17 protein-coding genes are annotated in these 16,816 nt (G+C 72.7%); 15 read left to right on the forward strand and 2 right to left on the reverse strand.

The annotated features are described in order from the left end of the window. The first annotated feature begins 41 nt into the window (after nucleotides 1-41). Together ACFXGI_RS17055 and ACFXGI_RS17060 are read left to right on the forward strand one after the other, a co-directional pair. The gene (locus tag ACFXGI_RS17055) at nucleotides 42-1,298 is read left to right on the forward strand and encodes an SLC13 family permease (RefSeq protein WP_384706813.1); all 1,257 of its coding nucleotides are present in this window, start codon (nucleotides 42-44) and stop codon (nucleotides 1,296-1,298) included. 11 nt (nucleotides 1,299-1,309) lie between these two features. Further along, nucleotides 1,310-1,780, forward strand: a complete 471-nt coding sequence (locus tag ACFXGI_RS17060; RefSeq protein ID WP_384706815.1) for a universal stress protein — start codon at nucleotides 1,310-1,312, stop codon at nucleotides 1,778-1,780. 117 nt (nucleotides 1,781-1,897) lie between these two features. Here the strand turns inward: ACFXGI_RS17060 and ACFXGI_RS17065 are convergent, their stop codons facing one another. Beyond that, nucleotides 1,898-2,248 carry a beta/gamma crystallin domain-containing protein gene (locus ACFXGI_RS17065; protein WP_384706755.1) on the reverse strand — a complete coding sequence of 117 codons (351 nt, stop codon included), beginning with the start codon at nucleotides 2,246-2,248 and terminating at the stop codon, nucleotides 1,898-1,900. Nucleotides 2,249-2,761: 513 nt separating this feature from the next. Here ACFXGI_RS17065 and ACFXGI_RS17070 point away from each other — a divergent pair. Beyond that, complete coding sequence (locus ACFXGI_RS17070; RefSeq protein WP_384706757.1) at nucleotides 2,762-3,649, forward strand: DUF4436 family protein; 888 nt, start codon at nucleotides 2,762-2,764, stop codon at nucleotides 3,647-3,649. A gap of 25 nt (nucleotides 3,650-3,674) precedes the next feature. Here the strand turns inward: ACFXGI_RS17070 and ACFXGI_RS17075 are convergent, their stop codons facing one another. Continuing rightward, nucleotides 3,675-4,244 carry a helix-turn-helix domain-containing protein gene (locus ACFXGI_RS17075; RefSeq protein WP_384706759.1) on the reverse strand — a complete coding sequence of 190 codons (570 nt, stop codon included), beginning with the start codon at nucleotides 4,242-4,244 and terminating at the stop codon, nucleotides 3,675-3,677. Between the two features lie 136 nt (nucleotides 4,245-4,380). Between ACFXGI_RS17075 and ACFXGI_RS17080 the strand changes: the two genes are divergently transcribed. From ACFXGI_RS17080 to ACFXGI_RS17135, 12 genes are all read left to right on the forward strand, one after another. Next, nucleotides 4,381-5,160 (forward strand): ABC transporter permease, encoded by a 780-nt coding sequence (locus ACFXGI_RS17080; protein WP_384706761.1) that lies wholly within the window; start codon nucleotides 4,381-4,383, stop codon nucleotides 5,158-5,160. After that, on the forward strand, nucleotides 5,157-5,882 hold the full coding sequence (locus tag ACFXGI_RS17085) for an ABC transporter ATP-binding protein (protein WP_384706763.1): 726 nt from the start codon (nucleotides 5,157-5,159) through the stop codon (nucleotides 5,880-5,882). The genes ACFXGI_RS17080 and ACFXGI_RS17085 overlap by 4 nt, the downstream gene beginning before the upstream one ends. Nucleotides 5,883-5,929: 47 nt before the next feature. Beyond that, nucleotides 5,930-6,931 carry an ABC transporter substrate-binding protein gene (locus tag ACFXGI_RS17090; RefSeq protein WP_384706765.1) on the forward strand — a complete coding sequence of 334 codons (1,002 nt, stop codon included), beginning with the start codon at nucleotides 5,930-5,932 and terminating at the stop codon, nucleotides 6,929-6,931. 32 nt (nucleotides 6,932-6,963) lie between these two features. Continuing rightward, nucleotides 6,964-8,073, forward strand: a complete 1,110-nt coding sequence (locus tag ACFXGI_RS17095) for an aryl-sulfate sulfotransferase (protein WP_384706767.1) — start codon at nucleotides 6,964-6,966, stop codon at nucleotides 8,071-8,073. Between the two features lie 133 nt (nucleotides 8,074-8,206). Next, a complete protein-coding gene (locus ACFXGI_RS17100; protein ID WP_384706769.1) occupies nucleotides 8,207-9,169 on the forward strand; it encodes an amino acid ABC transporter permease in 963 nt (320 codons plus the stop codon). Further along, on the forward strand, nucleotides 9,166-9,951 hold the full coding sequence (locus ACFXGI_RS17105; RefSeq protein WP_384706771.1) for an amino acid ABC transporter ATP-binding protein: 786 nt from the start codon (nucleotides 9,166-9,168) through the stop codon (nucleotides 9,949-9,951). Before ACFXGI_RS17100 ends, ACFXGI_RS17105 begins: the two co-directional genes overlap by 4 nt. 64 nt (nucleotides 9,952-10,015) lie before the next feature. Then, nucleotides 10,016-11,035 carry a transporter substrate-binding domain-containing protein gene (locus ACFXGI_RS17110; protein ID WP_384706773.1) on the forward strand — a complete coding sequence of 340 codons (1,020 nt, stop codon included), beginning with the start codon at nucleotides 10,016-10,018 and terminating at the stop codon, nucleotides 11,033-11,035. 5 nt (nucleotides 11,036-11,040) lie between these two features. Then, nucleotides 11,041-11,835 (forward strand): GNAT family N-acetyltransferase, encoded by a 795-nt coding sequence (locus ACFXGI_RS17115; protein WP_384706775.1) that lies wholly within the window; start codon nucleotides 11,041-11,043, stop codon nucleotides 11,833-11,835. Nucleotides 11,836-11,963: 128 nt separating this feature from the next. Then, complete coding sequence (locus ACFXGI_RS17120; protein WP_384706777.1) at nucleotides 11,964-13,151, forward strand: LLM class flavin-dependent oxidoreductase; 1,188 nt, start codon at nucleotides 11,964-11,966, stop codon at nucleotides 13,149-13,151. A 45-nt stretch (nucleotides 13,152-13,196) separates the two neighbouring features. Then, nucleotides 13,197-14,576, forward strand: coding sequence for an NtaA/DmoA family FMN-dependent monooxygenase (locus ACFXGI_RS17125; protein WP_384706779.1), 1,380 nt, complete (start codon nucleotides 13,197-13,199; stop codon nucleotides 14,574-14,576). Then, nucleotides 14,573-15,619, forward strand: coding sequence for an LLM class flavin-dependent oxidoreductase (locus tag ACFXGI_RS17130; RefSeq protein WP_384706781.1), 1,047 nt, complete (start codon nucleotides 14,573-14,575; stop codon nucleotides 15,617-15,619). Before ACFXGI_RS17125 ends, ACFXGI_RS17130 begins: the two co-directional genes overlap by 4 nt. An 11-nt stretch (nucleotides 15,620-15,630) precedes the next feature. After that, on the forward strand, nucleotides 15,631-16,794 hold the full coding sequence (locus ACFXGI_RS17135) for an LLM class flavin-dependent oxidoreductase (RefSeq protein ID WP_384706783.1): 1,164 nt from the start codon (nucleotides 15,631-15,633) through the stop codon (nucleotides 16,792-16,794). The last annotated feature ends 22 nt before the right edge of the window (nucleotides 16,795-16,816 follow it).

A 16,816-nucleotide genomic window follows, 5' to 3' on the forward strand; every position in this document is an offset into this window, starting at 1 on the left:
TCGTGCGCCGCGCCGGGATTCGCTCCGGAAAGGCTCGGACCCTGAACGCCTCACTCGCGGAAGCACTCTCCGTCACCCTGCTTCTGGCTGTGCTGGCCTGCGCGGTGATCCGACCGTGGGGCTGGCCGGAGGCGGTCGTGGCCGTCCCCGCCGCCGGGGTGGTCATCGCCACCGGCGCGATCTCCCTCGACCACGCGGCGGCCGAGGCCGCCCGGCTCGGCCCGGTGATCGGCTTCCTCGCGGCCGTCCTGGTCCTGGCCCAGCTGTGCGACGACGAGGGGCTGTTCCACGCCTGCGGTGCCTGGATGGCCCGGCGCGCGGCCGGGCGGCCCCGGCGCCTTCTCGTCCTCGTCTTCGTGACGGCCTCCCTGATCACCGCGGTGCTCAGCCTGGACGCCACGGTGGTGCTGCTGACCCCGGTGGTGTTCGCCACCGCCTCCCGGCTGGGCGCCCGTGCGAAGCCCCACGTCTACGCCTGCACCCACCTGTCGAACACCGCCTCACTGCTGCTGCCGGTCTCCAACCTCACCAACCTGCTGGCCTTCGCCGCCAGCGGCCTGAGCTTCACCCGCTTCGCCGCCCTCATGGCGTTGCCCTGGCTGGTCGCGATCGGCGCCGAGTACGTGGTGATCCGGCGCTTCTTCGCCACCGACCTGGACGCGGGCGCCGAGGCACCGCCCACCGACGAGCCCCGCGAACTGCCGCTGTTCGCCCTGCTCACCGTGGCAGGCACCCTGGCGGGCTTCGTACTGACCTCGGCGGTGGGCATCAACCCGGCCTGGGCGGCGGCCGCGGGCGCGGCCGTCCTGGCGGCCCGCGCCCTGGCCCGGCGCCGCACCACCCCCACGGCGATCGTCCGGGCCGCGGCCCTGCCGTTCTGCGCCTTCGTACTGGCCCTGGGCATCGTGGTCCGCGCAGTGGTCGACAACGGCCTCGCCGACGCCCTGGGTCACCTGGTCCCCGTCGGCAGCGACCTGGCGGCCCTCCTCGCCATCGCGGCACTGGCAGCCGTACTGGCGAACGTCATCAACAACCTGCCCGCCGTCCTCGTCCTCCTCCCGCTCACCGCCCCCACCGGCCCGGGTGCCGTCCTGGCCGTGCTCCTCGGCGTGAACATCGGCCCGAACCTCACCTATGCCGGTTCGCTGGCCACCCTGCTGTGGCGGCGTATCATGCGGGAACACGACACCGATGTGGAGCTGGGCGAGTTCACCCGGCTCGGCCTGCTCGCCGTGCCCGCCGCCCTGCTGCTCTCGGTCGTGGCACTGTGGGTCTCGCTCCAAGCGATCGGAGGCTGAACCCCGTGACCGTGACCGTCGTCGCCTGGATCGTGGAGGGCACCTGGCCCGCCGTGGTCGGCGCCGCGCGCGCCCACACGCCTGCGGACGCCGAACTGGTGCTCCTGCACGTCACCGGCCACGAGGTACCGGGCGCCGCACACGGCGCCTATGCCGGACTGCTGGGCCGCGCACGCCCCGACCGCGATCCCGGCACCGCCGTGGAACACCTGGCCGCCGCCTCCGCCGAACGGCTCTTGACGGGCGCTGCCGAGCGGCTGGGACGCCCGTGTACCCGGCGGGAACGCTCGGGCCGCGTCGAACGGGAAGTCGTGGCCGCCGCCGAAGGAGCCGACCTGCTCATCCTCGCCCGGGACGGCGACCGTACCCACCTGGGACCCCACAGCCTGGGGCCGACCGGCCGATTCGTCGTCGACCACGCCCCCTGCCCCGCCCTGCTGGTCTGGCCGGAGACGGCACCCGGTACGGCCACCATTCCCTAGGGGTGCCCGCGTTCCGGTACCTCCGGCCCGGTGCCTCCGGCCCGATGACCGTCGCTTCCGCGCCCTCGCAGGGGCCGGGCCGGGGGCTCGGCTCCTGCGAGGGCGGCCCTCAAGGGGTCACAGGATCTCGATGGAATTGACCTTCGGCGGGTGGTTGGGGAACGTGATGTCGGTCCAGCGGTTGATCTTCACCGAGTCACCGTTGGCGTCGTAGTAGATCAAGTCGTTGTTTCCGGTGGAGATCCTGTCCACCCACCAGCCCCCGAACCCGATGCGGCCCTTGTTGGCGTAGCAGTCCACGCTGTCCCGGCCGTCGCTGTGGGACCAGATCTTCAGGAAGTTCTCACCGCCCCGGCACTCGACGTGGTCGATGGCGAAGGCGTTGCCGGGGAGGGTCAGGGTGAGTGACGCCGCTGCGGCGAACGCCACGGCGGCCGATCGAACGAACCTTTTCGACTTCACGAGCACGATCTCTCCTTCACGGGATATCGAGCGGGAAAGGCGGCTGCGCGCCCGCGGGCACGTTGACCACCCGCACCGCGACGGGCCGACCAAGGACCTTCGCGGTTGCACATCGAGGTTCGCGCGCGGTCGGTGCACTCTGCAATCACTTCGGCCGCGTGCGACCGAAATTCATGCCCTGATGTCCCAAATCAGATCTCTGCGGCGCAGTTGAAACGTTTGAGCACCTTGACCTCCGCACCCGGCTTCCACACTGGCGCTCTTCGGGTTCACCGCCTGCGCACCCTCGAAACCGCATGCCACGGCGGGAAGTGCGGCCGGCAAGACACACGTATTCCCCTGGTTCGCCTTCGCGATGATCAGCAACGCACGCATCCGCCGCCTCCCGGCGCGGCCGGGACCGCGGGTGCCGCCCGTCGGTGCCGACCGTCGCCGCCGACACGCGCGCCCGGATGCGGAGGATCGTCGGCCCTGTCGACGAGGATCGCACCACGGCCACCTCACCTCGCCGGAGTCACCATGGCCCCACCTTCACACCCGCCTCGCCAAGGCCGCTCCAGGGCCTCGCTCCTGCCGGTCCTGCTTCCCCTCGCGATCCTGATCGTGGTGGCGGTGGCCGTGGGGTCGTGGCTGCAGTTCACCGAACGGCAGGCGATCGACACGGTCCACACGGTCGGATCCTCGGCCGCCGACAGGGTGGACGTCGAGGCCACCGTCCAAAGCGTCGACGCCGCGGCCAGAGAGCTGTTGCTGCGGGTCCGGGTCACCCCGCTCGGGACCCTCGGCGAGGAGGAGGAGAGCGCGCCGGTGGCCGATCTCAGCCTCCAGACCTCCGCGGCGACCCTCGGCGACCTGGAGTTCAAGGCGCACGAGAGGGTCGCGACCAGAGACGTACAGGTCGCGATGACGGGCGGATCGGTCAGCGACTACCCGTTCGACACCTACGAGACCGGCATCGGGTTCCGGGCACTGCTCGACGGCAAGCAGGTCCCGGTGCGGATGCTGTTCTCCAACAACGACACGCTCTTCTCGGTCTCCGCGACGCCCGTGCCCGATCCGCAGGAAGCCGCCGTGGGGCTGGAGCTGTCCCGATCGGGCAGCCTGGTCGTCTTCGCGGTCTTCATGATGGTCGTGATGTGGGCGCTGGCGGCGGCCGTTCTCATCGGGGCCTGGTACCTGACGACCCGCGGCGACGGCCTGGTCTGGCCGGCGCTCGCCTGGATGGCCGCCACCCTGTTCGCCCTGGCGGCGTTCCGCAACACCGCCCCCGGCACACCCCCGATCGGCTGCGTGCTGGACTGGTTCGCCTTCCTGTGGGCCGAGACCGTCATCGCCCTCTGCCTGATCGCCGTGGTCGTCACCGGCGTCCGCACCGCGCTCCAGTCGGACGACCCCGCCCGCACCTAGCAGGTCCGCCAGGCGGGCGCGAGGGTCAGGCGTTCGCGATGACCAGCAGGGTACGGGCGGCCGTGGGGCCCGACAGGTGGCAGCGGTGCGGGAGTTCGCCGCGGTGGTGGGCGCTCTGGCCGGCGCGCAGGGTCAGCGGCTCCTCGCCCTCGACCTCCAGGACGATCTCGCCCTCCAGGACGTAGAGGAAGTCCTCTCCGGGGTGCTGGAACCAGCCCCGTTCGCCGCGTCCCGGCTCGAAGTGGTGCTCGTAGGCCTCCATCACCCCGCTGCGCCCGCCGGGGATGAGCACCCGCGCGACCTGTCCGGCGGTCTCGTCCACCCGGATCACCTGCGGATCGGCCTCGTGGCTGACCGTGCCGGGACGGCCCGGCGGCCTGAGGAAGGTGCCGGGCGTGACGTCCAGGGCCTCGGCGATCCGGTAGATCGAGCTGAGGCTGGGCGTGGCGAGTCCGCGTTCGAGCTGGCTGAGGAAGGGCTGGGAGAGGCCCGAGCGGGTGGCGAGTACGGCCATGGAGACTCCGCGCTGCTTGCGGCAGGCGCGTATCACCCGTCCGACCTCGATCGCTTCGGGTGTGGGTTCGGGGCGAGACACGCTGGTGAACGTACCGCATGCCCGATCGCGGGCCGGGGGGTCCCGGGATGTTTCGCACTGCTGAAACACGCCCTTCATAAGCGTCGTCAATTATTGACCTCGCTTATGAATCGCCGAACCCACGAGGAGCCACCCCGTGTACTCCACCCCCTCACCCGCGAGTCGGGCCCGCGGCCGGCTCGGCCCCGCCCTCGGTGCGGCCGGCGCGGTGCTCGCCCTGTGGTCCCTGACCGCCTGGTCCGGCGCGGTGGCCCCGGGACTGCTGCCCACGCCCGCCGAGACCGCCGCCGCGCTCCTCGCCGGCGCCCGCAGCGGTCTGCTCGCCTCCGACGTGGCCGCCAGCCTGGCCCGCGCGGGGCAGGGCTTCGCGCTCGGTGCCGTGACCGGGAGCGCGCTCGGCTTCGCCACCGGACACCTGCCGAGGCTGTCGGCCGCCGTCACCCCGCTCGTCTCCTTCCTCCGGCCGATCCCGGCGATCGCCCTGGTGCCGCTGGCGACGGCCTGGTTCGGCATCGGCGAGACCGCGAAGCGGCTGCTCATCGCGTACGCCGTGCTGCTCGCGGTCTGGCTGTACGTGCACGACGGGGTCTCCCGGGTGCCCGTCTCCCACCTGCGGGCGGCCCGCACGCTGGGGGCGCCGCTGCACCGGCGGTTCACCGAGGTGCTCCTGCCGGCCGCCGCTCCGGCCCTGCTCGCGGCACTGCGCTACGGCGCCTCGGTGGCTCTGCTCGCCCTGGTGGCGGCCGAACTGGGCGGCGCGGACAGCGGGCTGGCGTACCGGCTCCAGGTGGACGGCCAGTTCCTGCGCGTGGACCGGATGTTCGCGGGCCTGCTCGTACTCGGACTGCTCGGTGTGGCCGTGGACCTGGTACTGGCCGGCATCGGCCGCCGGTTCGTGCACTGGAGCGCGTCATGAGCCGACGGGTACTGCTGGAAGGGGTGTCCGTCGGGTACGGGGGCATGCCCGTACTGGACTCCCTGGACCTGGACCTGCCCGCGGGCTCGTTCACCGCCCTGCTGGGCCCCAGCGGCTGCGGCAAGTCCACCGTCCTGGGCTCGGTGGCCGGGTTCGTCGTGCCGGACGGCGGCCGGGTGACGGCGGGTTCCGCCCCCGTGCGCGAACCGGGCCCGGACCGGGGCGTGGTCTTCCAGCACTACGCCCTGTTCCCCTGGCGCACGGCCCGCGGCAACGTCGAGTTCGCGCTCAAGCGGCTCGGCCTGCCCCGTTCGGAGCGCCGCCGGCGCGCGCTGGCCGCGCTCGCCGAGGTCGGTCTCGCGGAGGGTGCCGAGAAGTATCCGGCCCAGTTGTCGGGCGGCATGCAGCAGCGGGTGGCCCTCGCCCGCGCCTTGGCGGCCGAGCCCGAAGTCCTGCTGCTGGACGAACCGTTCGGAGCCCTCGACACCCTCACCCGGATCCGGATGCAGGCCCTGCTGAGGGAGCTGTGGCAGCGCCGGGGCGCCACCGTGCTGTTCGTCACCCACGACATCGACGAGGCCCTGGCCCTCGCCCAGCGCGTCGTCGTCCTCGGCGGAACCCCCGGCCGGGTGCTGGCCGACCACGCCGTGCCCGACGGGCCGCCGGACCCCGATCTACGAGCCCTGATCGCCCGTCACCTCCACCCCCTGCCCACCGGATGACCCTCCGTTCCCCCGACCTGCCCCACTCCCGGAAGGACCGCCCTCCCATGTCCAGACCCCGCGCGGTGGCCGCCGTATTCCTGGCCGCCCTGCTCTCCGCCCTCGCCACCGCCTGCTCCGACGGGTCCGCCGCCGGGACCGCCGGCGGCGGACGCCCCGCCGTCACCATCGCCGCCAGCGACCAACTCGGCGGCGCGCCGGCCTACCTCGCCCAGGAGCGAGGGCTGTGGTCGGGCGAGGGCGTCACCGCCTCCGTCACCACCCATCCCACCGGCCGCGACGCCCTGAACGCGGTGCTCGGCGGCCAGGCACAGCTCGGGGTCGTGGGCGACCTGCCCGCCGTGACGGCCGTACTGGGCGGCCGCGAGCTGCGCATCGTCGCCGACCTGTCCCGGTTCACCGACTGGCGCCTGCTGACCCGCACCGACCGGGGCGTCACCGGCTTCGCCGCGCTCAAAGGCCGCAAGGTCGGCGTCCCGCAGGGCACCAACGTGGAGTACGCGCTGTCCCGCATGCTGGCGTCGGCCGGCCTCTCGGAGGGCGACGTGACCGTGGTGAACCTCGCGCCGAACCAGGTGACACCGGCCCTGGCCCGCGGCGACATCGACGCCGGAGTCACCTTCCCCAGCTTCTACGAGGCCGCCCGCACCGCGCTGGGCGAGCGGTATGCGGAGCTGCCCTTCACCGGATACACCGCCAGGACCCTGCTGGTGGCGGGCCCGTCGGCGGACGGGGCAAGCACCGCCGCCGTGGTCCGTGCCCTGCTGCGCGCCCAGCGCGAGCTCGCCGCCGACCCGGCCGGTGCGCGCCGGGCCGTGCTCGGCCAGTCCAAGGGCGCCCTGCAGGCTTCGTACGTCGACGCCTTCCAGCCCCGCTACGCCTACGGCGCCACCCTCTCCCCCGAGCTGCTCGCCGAGCTGACGCAGGAGGCCGCCTGGGCCAAGGCCGCTCAGAAGCTCCCCGGCGCCTCCGACGGCGGCGTGATCCGCAGCCACCTGGACCCCGCTCCCCTTTCGGCCGCCGACCCGGCCGCCGTGACCGTCCACTGACCCCGCCCCTTCCCCCCTTCCAGGAGATCGCCATGACCGTCGAACAGAACACCCTGCGCCGCCGCGGCGTCGGCCTGATCGCCCACGACCCCGAGCGCAGCCACGGCGGCTACACGCTCTACACGCCCATCACCAGCGCCGGGGAGATCCATCTCGTCGACATCGAGGGCCGTACCGCCCACACCTGGCACTCCCCCCATCCGCCCGGCCGCCAGGCGCAGATCCTGCCGAACGGCAACCTCTTCTACGCGGCGAAGGACACCACCGGCCCCACCCTCTTCCCGATCTGGGACGTCTACCACGGCGGCATCTTCCAGGAACTGGCCCCGGACTCCACGGTGCTGCGCGAGGCCCGGCACCCCTTCCACCACCACGACGCCACGGTGCTGCGCAACGGCAACCTGCTCTTCGCCGTCGTCGAGCCGCTCGACCCGGCCGACGCGGCCCGGATCCGGGGCGGAATCCCCGGCTCGGAGGCTCCGGGCGGTGTGATCTACGGCGATGTCGTCTACGAGCTGACCTGGGACGGCGAGGTGGTGTGGCGCTGGGCCGCGATCGAGCACCTGGACCCGGAGGAGGTGGTGCTGAACCGCCACTTCGCCCGAGACCACTGGCCGATGGCCAATACGGTCAACGAGCGGGCCGACGGTTCGGTCGTGGTGGGCTTCCGCAGCGCCTCGACGACCGTTTCCATCGACCGCGCCGACGGCTCGGTGCAGTGGCTGATCGGCCCCGGCGTACTGGCGCAGCAGCACCATCCGCACGAGCTGCCCGGCGGCACCGTCCTGGTCTTCGACAACGGCACCTACCGCGACACCACGTCCGTGCCGTACTCGCGGGTGCTGGAGCTCGACCCGCGCACGGGCCGGGAGGTGTGGTCGTACGAGGACAACCCGCCGCAGAACTTCTACAGCCCCTACATGTCCAGCGCGCAGCGCCTGCCGAACGGGAACACCTTCATCGCCGAGGGCTCCTTCGGGCGGCTCTTCGAGGTGACCCCGGGCGGGGAGGTGGTGTGGGAGTTCGTGGTCCCGCAGTTCCGCTCCTTCGGCGACGGCGTGGGCCTGGAGTCCTCGGCCGGGGCGCAGAACTCCGTCTTCCGGGCCTACCGATACGCCGCCCACGAGATTCCCTGGCTGTGAACGGAAGTCCCCCTTTCATTACGGTCGTCGGCGTTTTGTGTACGGGGTATGAAAAGCGAACGCGTTTGTGTGGCCATCGATATCCGGACCGTTGACATCGATTCTCGGCCTTATCGAAGCTGCTCTCGTGTCCTTGAGTGAATCGATTGTCCGCGCCGCACCCGCCGGCCCGCCCGAACCACCGGGTCCGGCCGAGCGGGTGCTCCCGCTGCGCCGCCCCGCGCGGTGGATCGGCGGCGCCGTCGTGCTGGTCCTGGTGGCCCAGGCCGGCCACGGGCTGCTGACCAACCCCTTCTACCAGTGGGACCGGTTCGCGTACTGGTTCCTGCGGCCGGTCGTGCTGGAGGGCATGTGGATCACCCTCCAGGTCGCCACGTACAGCGCGCTCCTGGGCCTGGCGGGCGGGGTTCTGCTCGCCCTCGGGCGGCTCTCCGGCAATCCGGTCCTGCGTTCCGTGAGCTGGTCGTACGTCTGGCTGCTGCGCTCGGTGCCGCTGATCGTCGTCCTGCTCTTCCTGTACAACCTCAGCGCGCTCTACCCCAGGCTGAGCGTCGGGGTGCCCTTCGGTCCCGCCTTCTTCACCTTCGACGAGTCCCGCCTGGCCACCGACATGGTCGTGGCGGTCGTGGGACTGAGCGCGGTCGAGGCGGCGTACGCGGCCGAGGTCGTCCGGGCCGGGCTGCTGTCGGTCGATCAGGGACAGCACGAGGCCGCGGCCGCGCTGGGTCTGCCCAAGCGGTACCAGTTCACCCGGATCGTCTTCCCCCAGGCGCTGCGCGCGATCGTCCCCTCGTACGTCAACCTGCTGATCGGGCTGGTGAAGGCCACCTCGCTGGTCTTCTACGTCTCCCTGCTCGACCTGTTCGGCACGATCCAGGGCCTCGGCAGCACCTATCCCGGGGACGTGGTGCCGCTGCTGCTGGTGGCGACCGTCTGGTACGTGATCCTCACCAGCATCCTCTCGGCCGTGCAGTACCACGTCGAGCGGCACTACGCCCGCGGCGCCCTGCGCAGCCTTCCGCCCACTCCCCTGCAGCGGGCCCGGGCGGGCCTGGGCGAGCTGCGCAGCCGCCACCGGAAGGAGACGGCGCGATGACCGCCACGACGGCACCGGCCCCGCCCGCCGCGATCGAGGTCCACGACGTGCACAAGTGGTTCGGCGGCCGACGGGTCCTGGACGGGGTGAACCTGACCGTACGGCCGGGCACGGTCACCGTGGTCCTGGGCCGTTCGGGGTCGGGCAAGTCCACGCTGCTGCGGGTCGTCAACCACCTGGAGAAGCCGGAGGCCGGCCACGTCAGCGTCGGCGGCGAGCTGATCGGCGTACGGCGGCACGGGAGCAGGCTGCGGGAACTGAGCGAGCGGGCGATCCTCACGCAACGCGGCCGGATCGGCTTCGTCTTCCAGAACTTCAACCTCTTCCCGCACCTGACGGTGCTCGACAACGTCGCCGCGGCCCCGGTGGCCACCGGCCGGCTGCGTCGCGCCGAAGCCCAGGCACTGGCGCGCGAGCTGCTGGAACGGGTCGGGCTCGGCGACCGGACCGGCGCCTACCCGCGCCAGCTGTCCGGCGGCCAGCAGCAGCGGGTGGCCATCGCCAGGGCGCTCGCGCTGCGGCCGGGGGTCATCCTCTTCGACGAGCCCACGTCCGCCCTCGACCCCGAGCTCGTGGGCGAGGTGCTCTCGGTCATCAAGGACCTGGCCACCGGTGGCACGACGCTGGTCATCGTCACGCACGAGATCGGCTTCGCCCGCGAGGTGGCCGACGAGGTCGTCTTCCTGCACGACGGCCGGATCGTCGAACAGGGACCGCCCGAGCAGGTCCTGGACCGTCCGGTGCACCCCCGTACCCGCGAGTTCCTCAGCAAGGTCCTCTGAGCGCGCATCCTCCGCCGCGCATCCGCCGCCCCTGTTTTTCCCCGATCTGAAAGGCACCATCACCATGCTGCGCCCCTCCTTCCCGCGTCGCGGACTCGTCCGCGGCATCGGCGCCGCGGCCGCCGCCGTCGCCCTCGCCTCCGGCCTGACGGCATGCGGCGGCGACGCAGAGGCGACGCGGCCCGCGCCATCCGGCAAGGTCACCGTCGGCGCTCTCTCCAACGGAGCCGCGAAGGAGGCCGAACTGACCACTCCGGTCGTCGAATCGCTGCGCGCCCAGCTGCCGGCGGAGGTCCGCGACCGCGGTGAGCTCGTCATCGGGGTCGGCGCGCTGCCTGCCGGGTTCCCGCCGCTGGCGTACGTCGGCACCGACCAGCGGACACTGACCGGGGCGGAGCCGGACCTCGGCCGGCTGGTGGCCGCCACGCTCGGGCTCAAGCCCGTCGTGAAGAACTCCACCTGGGAGAACCTCTTCCTCGGCATCGACGGCGGCAAGGTCGACGTGGCGTTCACCAACGTCACCGTCACCGAGGAGCGGAAGAAGAAGTACGAGTTCGCCTCGTACCGGCAGGACAACCTGGCCTTCGAGGTCCTCAAGGACAACCCCTGGAACTTCGGGGGCGACCACCGCAGCCTCGCGGGCAAGACCGTGGCGGTCAGCTCCGGCACCAACCAGGAGAAGATCCTGCTGGAGTGGCAGAAGAAGCTCCAGGGCGAGGGCAAGGACATCACGGTCAAGTACTTCCCCGACGCCAACAGCGTCGCGCTCGCGCTGAGCGGCAAGAAGATCGACATCAACTTCGGGCCCAATCCGTCGATCGCCTACCACCTCACCCAGACCGCGAGCACCGGCACGCCCACCCGCAACGCCGGCTCCTTCTCGGGCGCGGGCGAGTCGCTCCAGGGGCTGATCGCCGCGACCGCCAAGAAGGACAGCGCACTGGCGAAGCCGGTGGCCGAGGCGATCAACCACCTGATCAAGGAGGGCCAGTACGGGAAGCTGCTGGAGGCCTGGAACCTCTCCAACGAGGCCGTCACCACCTCCGAGGTGAACCCGCCCGGCCTCCCGCTGACCAACTCGTGAACGCCGTGACCGGAATCGAAACCGGAGAGGGTCCCGGCAGCGCCCGCGGCACCGCGGACCCGCAAGGCCCGCACGGCCCGCACGTCCTCGACAACCCCGCCTGGGCCGCGCTGCAGGGCGCGCACGCCGCCTTCGCCGAGCACCCGGCCGGGAGCGGACCCGGCACCTCGCGCGCCGCCCGGTACCGTACGGACGTCTCCCCCTGGGCCGCCCTCGCGGACCCGGCCGACCCCCGCTCGTGGGCCGACCTGCGGGTACTCGTCGGGCACGGCGGGACGGCCCCGCTGGCGGGGGTGCTGAGCCCGCCCGAGGGGTGGGAGACCGTCGGCGCCGTCCCCGGGGTCCAACTCGTCGACACCGCACTGCGCGCCGAGGCCGCGCCGGACGCCGTCAGGCTGGGCCCGGCGGACGTTCCCGAGATCCTCGCCCTGATCTCGCTGACGAAGCCCGGCCCGTTCCTGCCCCGCACCGTCGAGCTGGGCACGTACCTCGGCATCCGTCACCGGGGCCGGCTGATCGCGATGGCGGGCGAGCGGCTGCGGCCACCCGGCTGGACCGAGATCAGCGCGGTCTGCACCCACCCCCGGCACCGGGGGCGCGGCCTGGCGACGCGGCTGGTCCGCGCCGTTGCGGCAGATATCCGGGAGCGGGGCGAGACCCCCTTCCTGCACACGGCCGCGAGCAACACCGGCGCGATCCGGCTCTACGAGTCGATCGGTTTCACCCTGCGCCGGCGCCCCTCGTTCATGGCCGTACGGGCGCCCGGCGGGCCGGGCAACACGACCGCCAAGTTCTCTTAATATTCCCGCCATTGAATGGCACAGACGTCCGGCGTAGCGTTTTCGGGAGAAATTGATGACGGGTCGAATTCGCCCGCCCGCATCGGCCTCCTCTTTTCCGCACGCCGATCAGGAAGGCGTAATGCACCATGCCCGAATCCGATTCCGCGCCGCTGCGCCTCGCCGTCTCGCTGGACGGCGCGGGCGCACACCCGGCCGCCTGGCGCGAGCCGGGTGCCCGGCCCGCCGAGCTGTTCACCGCCCGCTACTGGGCCGCCCTCGTCGCGGAGGCCGAGGCCGGGCTGCTCGACTTCGTGACCTTCGAGGACGGGCTCGCCCTCCAGTCCTCCTCCCCGGGCGGTCACGACGAGCGCACGGACCGGGTCCGCGGCCGGCTCGACGCGGTGCTCACCGCCGCCCGGGTGGCGCCGCTGACCCGCCGCGTCGGGCTGGTGGGGGCCGTGACCACGACCCATACCGAGCCCTTCCACGTCTCCAAGGCCGTGGCCACCCTCGACCACGTCAGCCGCGGCCGCGCCGGCCTGCACGTACAAATCTCCGGACTCCCCCACGAGGAGCGGCACTTCGGCCGCCGCCCGGCACCGCTCGCGGAGGACCAGCTGCACGAGGAGGCCGCCGAGCACGTCGAGGCCGTCCGGCGCCTGTGGGACAGCTGGGAGGACGGGGCGGAGATCCGCGACGTGGCCACGGGCCGGTTCGTGGACCGCGCCAAGCTCCACCACATCGACTACGAGGGCCGCCACTTCAGCGTCCGGGGGCCTTCGATCACCCCGCGGCCGCCCCAGGGCCAGCCCGTCGTGAGCGCGCGCGCCGCCGACAGCGCGGCGTACGGGCTCATCGCCCGGTCCGCCGACATCGGCCACCTCCTGACCCGCGACACCGCGCAGACGCGAGCGGCCGTCACCACCGTCCGCGGACTCCGCGCCTCGGCCGGGCTCGCCGAGCGGCCGCTGCACCTCTTCGGGGAGCTGACCGTGTTCCTCGACGAGAGCGCCGCCGCCGCGGCCGACCGCCGCGGCCGCCTCGACGAGGTCGCGCCCGACCCGTACGACGGCGACACCGCCGTGTTCACGGGTACCGCGGGGCAGCTGGCCGATCTGCTCCAGGAGCGCCGGGAGGCGGGCCTGTCGGGCTTCCTGCTGCGACCCGCGGCCATCGCCCACGACCTGCCCGCCGTCACCCGCGCCCTGGTGCCGGAACTGCAGCGGCGGGGCCTGTTCCGCAGGGAGTACGAGGCGGACACCCTGCGCGGTCTGCTGGGGCTCGACCGGCCCGCCAGCCGCTACGCGGCGGCGGCCGCGCTCCCGGCCGCGTGACACACGCATCGCCCTCGCCTCGCCTCGCCTCCGGAAGGACGCACCATGACCGCCAAGCCGCTCAAGCAGATCCATCTCGCGGCCCACTTCCCGGGCGTCAACAACACCACCGTCTGGAGCGACCCGGCGGCCGGCAGCCACATCGACTTCGACTCCTTCGTCCACTTCGCCCGGACCGCGCAGCGCGCCAAGTTCGACTTCCTCTTCCTCGCCGAAGGGCTGCGGCTGCGCGAACAGGGCGGCCGGATATACGACTTGGACGTCGTCGGCCGGCCCGACACCTTCACGGTGCTGGCCGCCCTCGCTGCCGTCACCGACCGCCTCGGGCTGACCGGCACCATCAGCTCCACCTTCAACGAGCCGTACGAGGTGGCCCGCCAGTTCGCCTCCCTGGACCACCTGTCGGACGGTCGGGCCGCCTGGAACGTGGTCACCTCCTGGGACGCCTTCACCGGCGAGAACTTCCGGCGCGGGGGCTTCCTGCCCCGTGAGGAGCGCTACAGCCGGGCCAAGGAGTTCCTGGCCACCGCCCACGAACTGTTCGACTCCTGGGAAGACGGCGAGATCGCCGCCGACGCCGGATCCGGCACCTTCCTGCGCGACGCCCGGGCCGGGGCCTTCGCCCACAAGGGCCCGCAGTTCGACATCGAGGGCCGGTTCAACGTGCCGCGCAGCCCTCAGGGCCGCCCGGTGATCTTCCAGGCGGGCGACTCCGACGAGGGCCGCGAGTTCGCCGCCTCCGACGCCGACGCGATCTTCGGCCGGTACGGGACCCTCGACGAGGGCCGGGAGTTCTACGCCGACGTGAAGCGCCGCCTCGCGAAGTACGGTCGTGCGCACGACCAGTTGAAGATCCTGCCCGCGGCCACCTTCGTCCTCGGCGACACCGACGCCGAGGCCCGCGAGGCCGCCCACGAGGTGCGCCGCCTCCAGGTCAGCGGGCAGACCGCGATCAAGTACCTCGAACACGTCTGGAACCGGGACCTGTCCGGCTACGACCCGGACGGCCCGCTGCCCGACATCGACCCGGAGACCGGCGAGAACACCATCGCCCTCGGCCGGGCGAGCGTGCGCCAGTTCCGCGACCCGCTGGAGACCGCCCGGCAGTGGCGCGCGCTCGCCGAGGCCAAGAGCCTCTCGATCCGGGAACTGGTCATCGCCACCACCTCCGGCCAGACCTTCGTCGGCTCCGCCGCGACCGTCGCCGAGCAGATCGACACGCTGGTGCAGGCGGACGCGGCCGACGGCTTCATCCTGGTCCCGCACATCACCCCGGGCGGCCTCGACGCGTTCGCCGACACCGTCGTCCCGCTGCTCCAGGAGCGCGGCGTCTTCCGCACCGAGTACGAGGGCACCACCCTGCGCGACCACCTCGGCCTCGCGGCGGCGCAGACGGCCTCGGGCCGGCGGGCGGCGGCCTCGTGAAGTTCCTGGCCATCACCCTGATCACCGACAACGCGGACCCGGTGACGGGCGCCGCACCCCCCGTCCGGGAGCGGTTCCGCGAGGTCGTCGCGAGCGCGCTGCGCGCGGAGGAGCTCGGCTTCGACGGGTTCGGCGTGGGCGAGCGCCACGAGCGGCCGTTCCTGTCGTCCTCGCCGCCCGTCGTGCTCGGTCACATCGCGGCGCTGACCCGGCGGATCCGCCTGTTCACCGCCGTCACCACGCTGGGTCTGCTCGATCCGGTGCGGGCGTACGAGGACTACGCGACCCTGGACCACCTCTCCGACGGCCGCTTGGAGCTGATGATCGGCAAGGGGAACGGCACGGCGCAGCGCGAGCTGTTCCACGTGACCCCCGAGGACCAGTGGGAGCGCAACTCCGAGAGCTACGAGCTGTTCCGGCGGATCTGGCGCGAGGACAAGGTGACGGCGGAGCCGCGCTTTCGCCCCGCACTGACCGGCGCGGAAGTGCTGCCGCGGCCGTACCAGCGCACGCTGCGCGTGTGGCACGGCAGCGCGACGAGCCGGGAGTCGGTGGATCTGGCGGCGCGCTACGGGGACCCGCTGTTCTCGGCGAACGTCACCCATCCCATCGGCCCGTACGCGGCGCTGGTACGGCATTACCGGGAGCGCTGGGCGCACTACGGGCACGACCCGGCCCATGCCGTCGTCGGCGCGGGCACGGCCGGCTACCACGCGGCGCGCACCTCGCAGCAGGCCGTGGCCGCGTACCGGCCGGCCTTCGCCCGGTACCTGGCGGCGCACCGCGCGCAGGGCGTGGAGCCGGTCTTCGCGACCCTGGAGGACTTCGCAGAGCGCAGCTCGGCACTGATCGGCAGCCCCCAGCAGGTGATCGAGAAGGTCCACCGCTACCACGCGGAGTTCGGCCACACCGTCCTGCACCTGCAGGCCGAGGCGGGCGGGCTCCGCGAGGCGGAGCACCACGCCTCGCTCGAACTCTTCCAGTCGGATATCGCCCCGGTGCTGCGCCGGGAGATACCCGACCCGTCCTTCCCCGACCTGTAAGGAGCCAGGCCATGTCCGGAATCCCCCTCGGGGTGCTCGACCTCGTCCCGGTCCCGTCCGGCTCGACCGCCGCCGAGGCCCTCACCAACAGCATCGACCTGGCCCGCCGTACCGAGGAGTTCGGGTACGCGCGCTACTGGTTCGCCGAGCACCACCTCAATCCGGGCGTCGCCGGGACCTCCCCGGCGGTGGTCCTGGCGCTGACCGCGTCCGCCACCAGCACCATCCGGATCGGCTCCGGCGCCGTCCAGCTCGGGCACCGCACCGCTCTGTCGACGGTGGAGGAGTTCGGCCTCATCGACGCGCTGCACCCCGGCCGCCTGGACCTGGGCCTGGGCCGCTCGGCGGGTCCGCCGCAGCGGCGCCGCCCGGCGGAGGGCGAGGGCGGGCCCGCGGCGCAGCCCGAGCCGGTCCCCCCGGCCGCCCCGGTCGTCGACGGCCACACCCCGAACGGGCTGCGCATCCCGGACCGGTTCTCCTTCGCCCATCTGCTGGGCCATCCGCGGGTGGCGCTCCAGCAGAGGCTGCTCAACCTGCCCGGCGCGCGGCCGCAGGACTACTCCGAGCAGGTCGACGACGTCCTCGCGCTGCTGCGCGGCGAGTACCGGACGCCGGAGGGTGTGGCGGCGCACGCCGTCCCCGGTGAGGGAGCCGACGTACAGGTGTGGATCCTGGGCAGCAGCGGTGGGGTGAGCGCGGAGACCGCGGGCCGCAACGGGCTGCGCTTCGCGGCGAATTACCACGTCAGCCCGGCCACCGTGCTGGAGGCGGCCGAAGGCTACCGAGCCGCCTTCAAGCCGTCCGCGGAGCTGGACCGGCCGTACGTGACGGTCTCCGCCGACGTGGTGGTCGCCGAGGACGACGCGACGGCCCGCGAGCTGGCCACCGGGTACGCGCCCTGGGTACGGAGCATCCGCACGGCCGAGGGCGCGATCCCCTATCCCACGCCGGCCGAGGCCCGCGCCCTTCCCTGGTCGGAGGACGACCGCAAGCTGGTGGCGGACCGGGTGGAAACGCAGTTCGTGGGCTCGCCCCGCACCGTCGCCGACCACTTGGAGCGGCTGCAGGAGGCGACGGGCGCCGACGAACTGCTGATCACGACGATCACGCACCGGCACGCGGACCGGGTCCGCTCCTACGGCCTGCTGGCGGAGGAATGGCGGCGGCGCGGCTGACCGCCGGCGGGCCCGGCCGGCG

The organism is Streptomyces sp. NPDC059355 (assembly GCF_042752335.1).
Classification (GTDB): domain Bacteria; phylum Actinomycetota; class Actinomycetes; order Streptomycetales; family Streptomycetaceae; genus Streptomyces.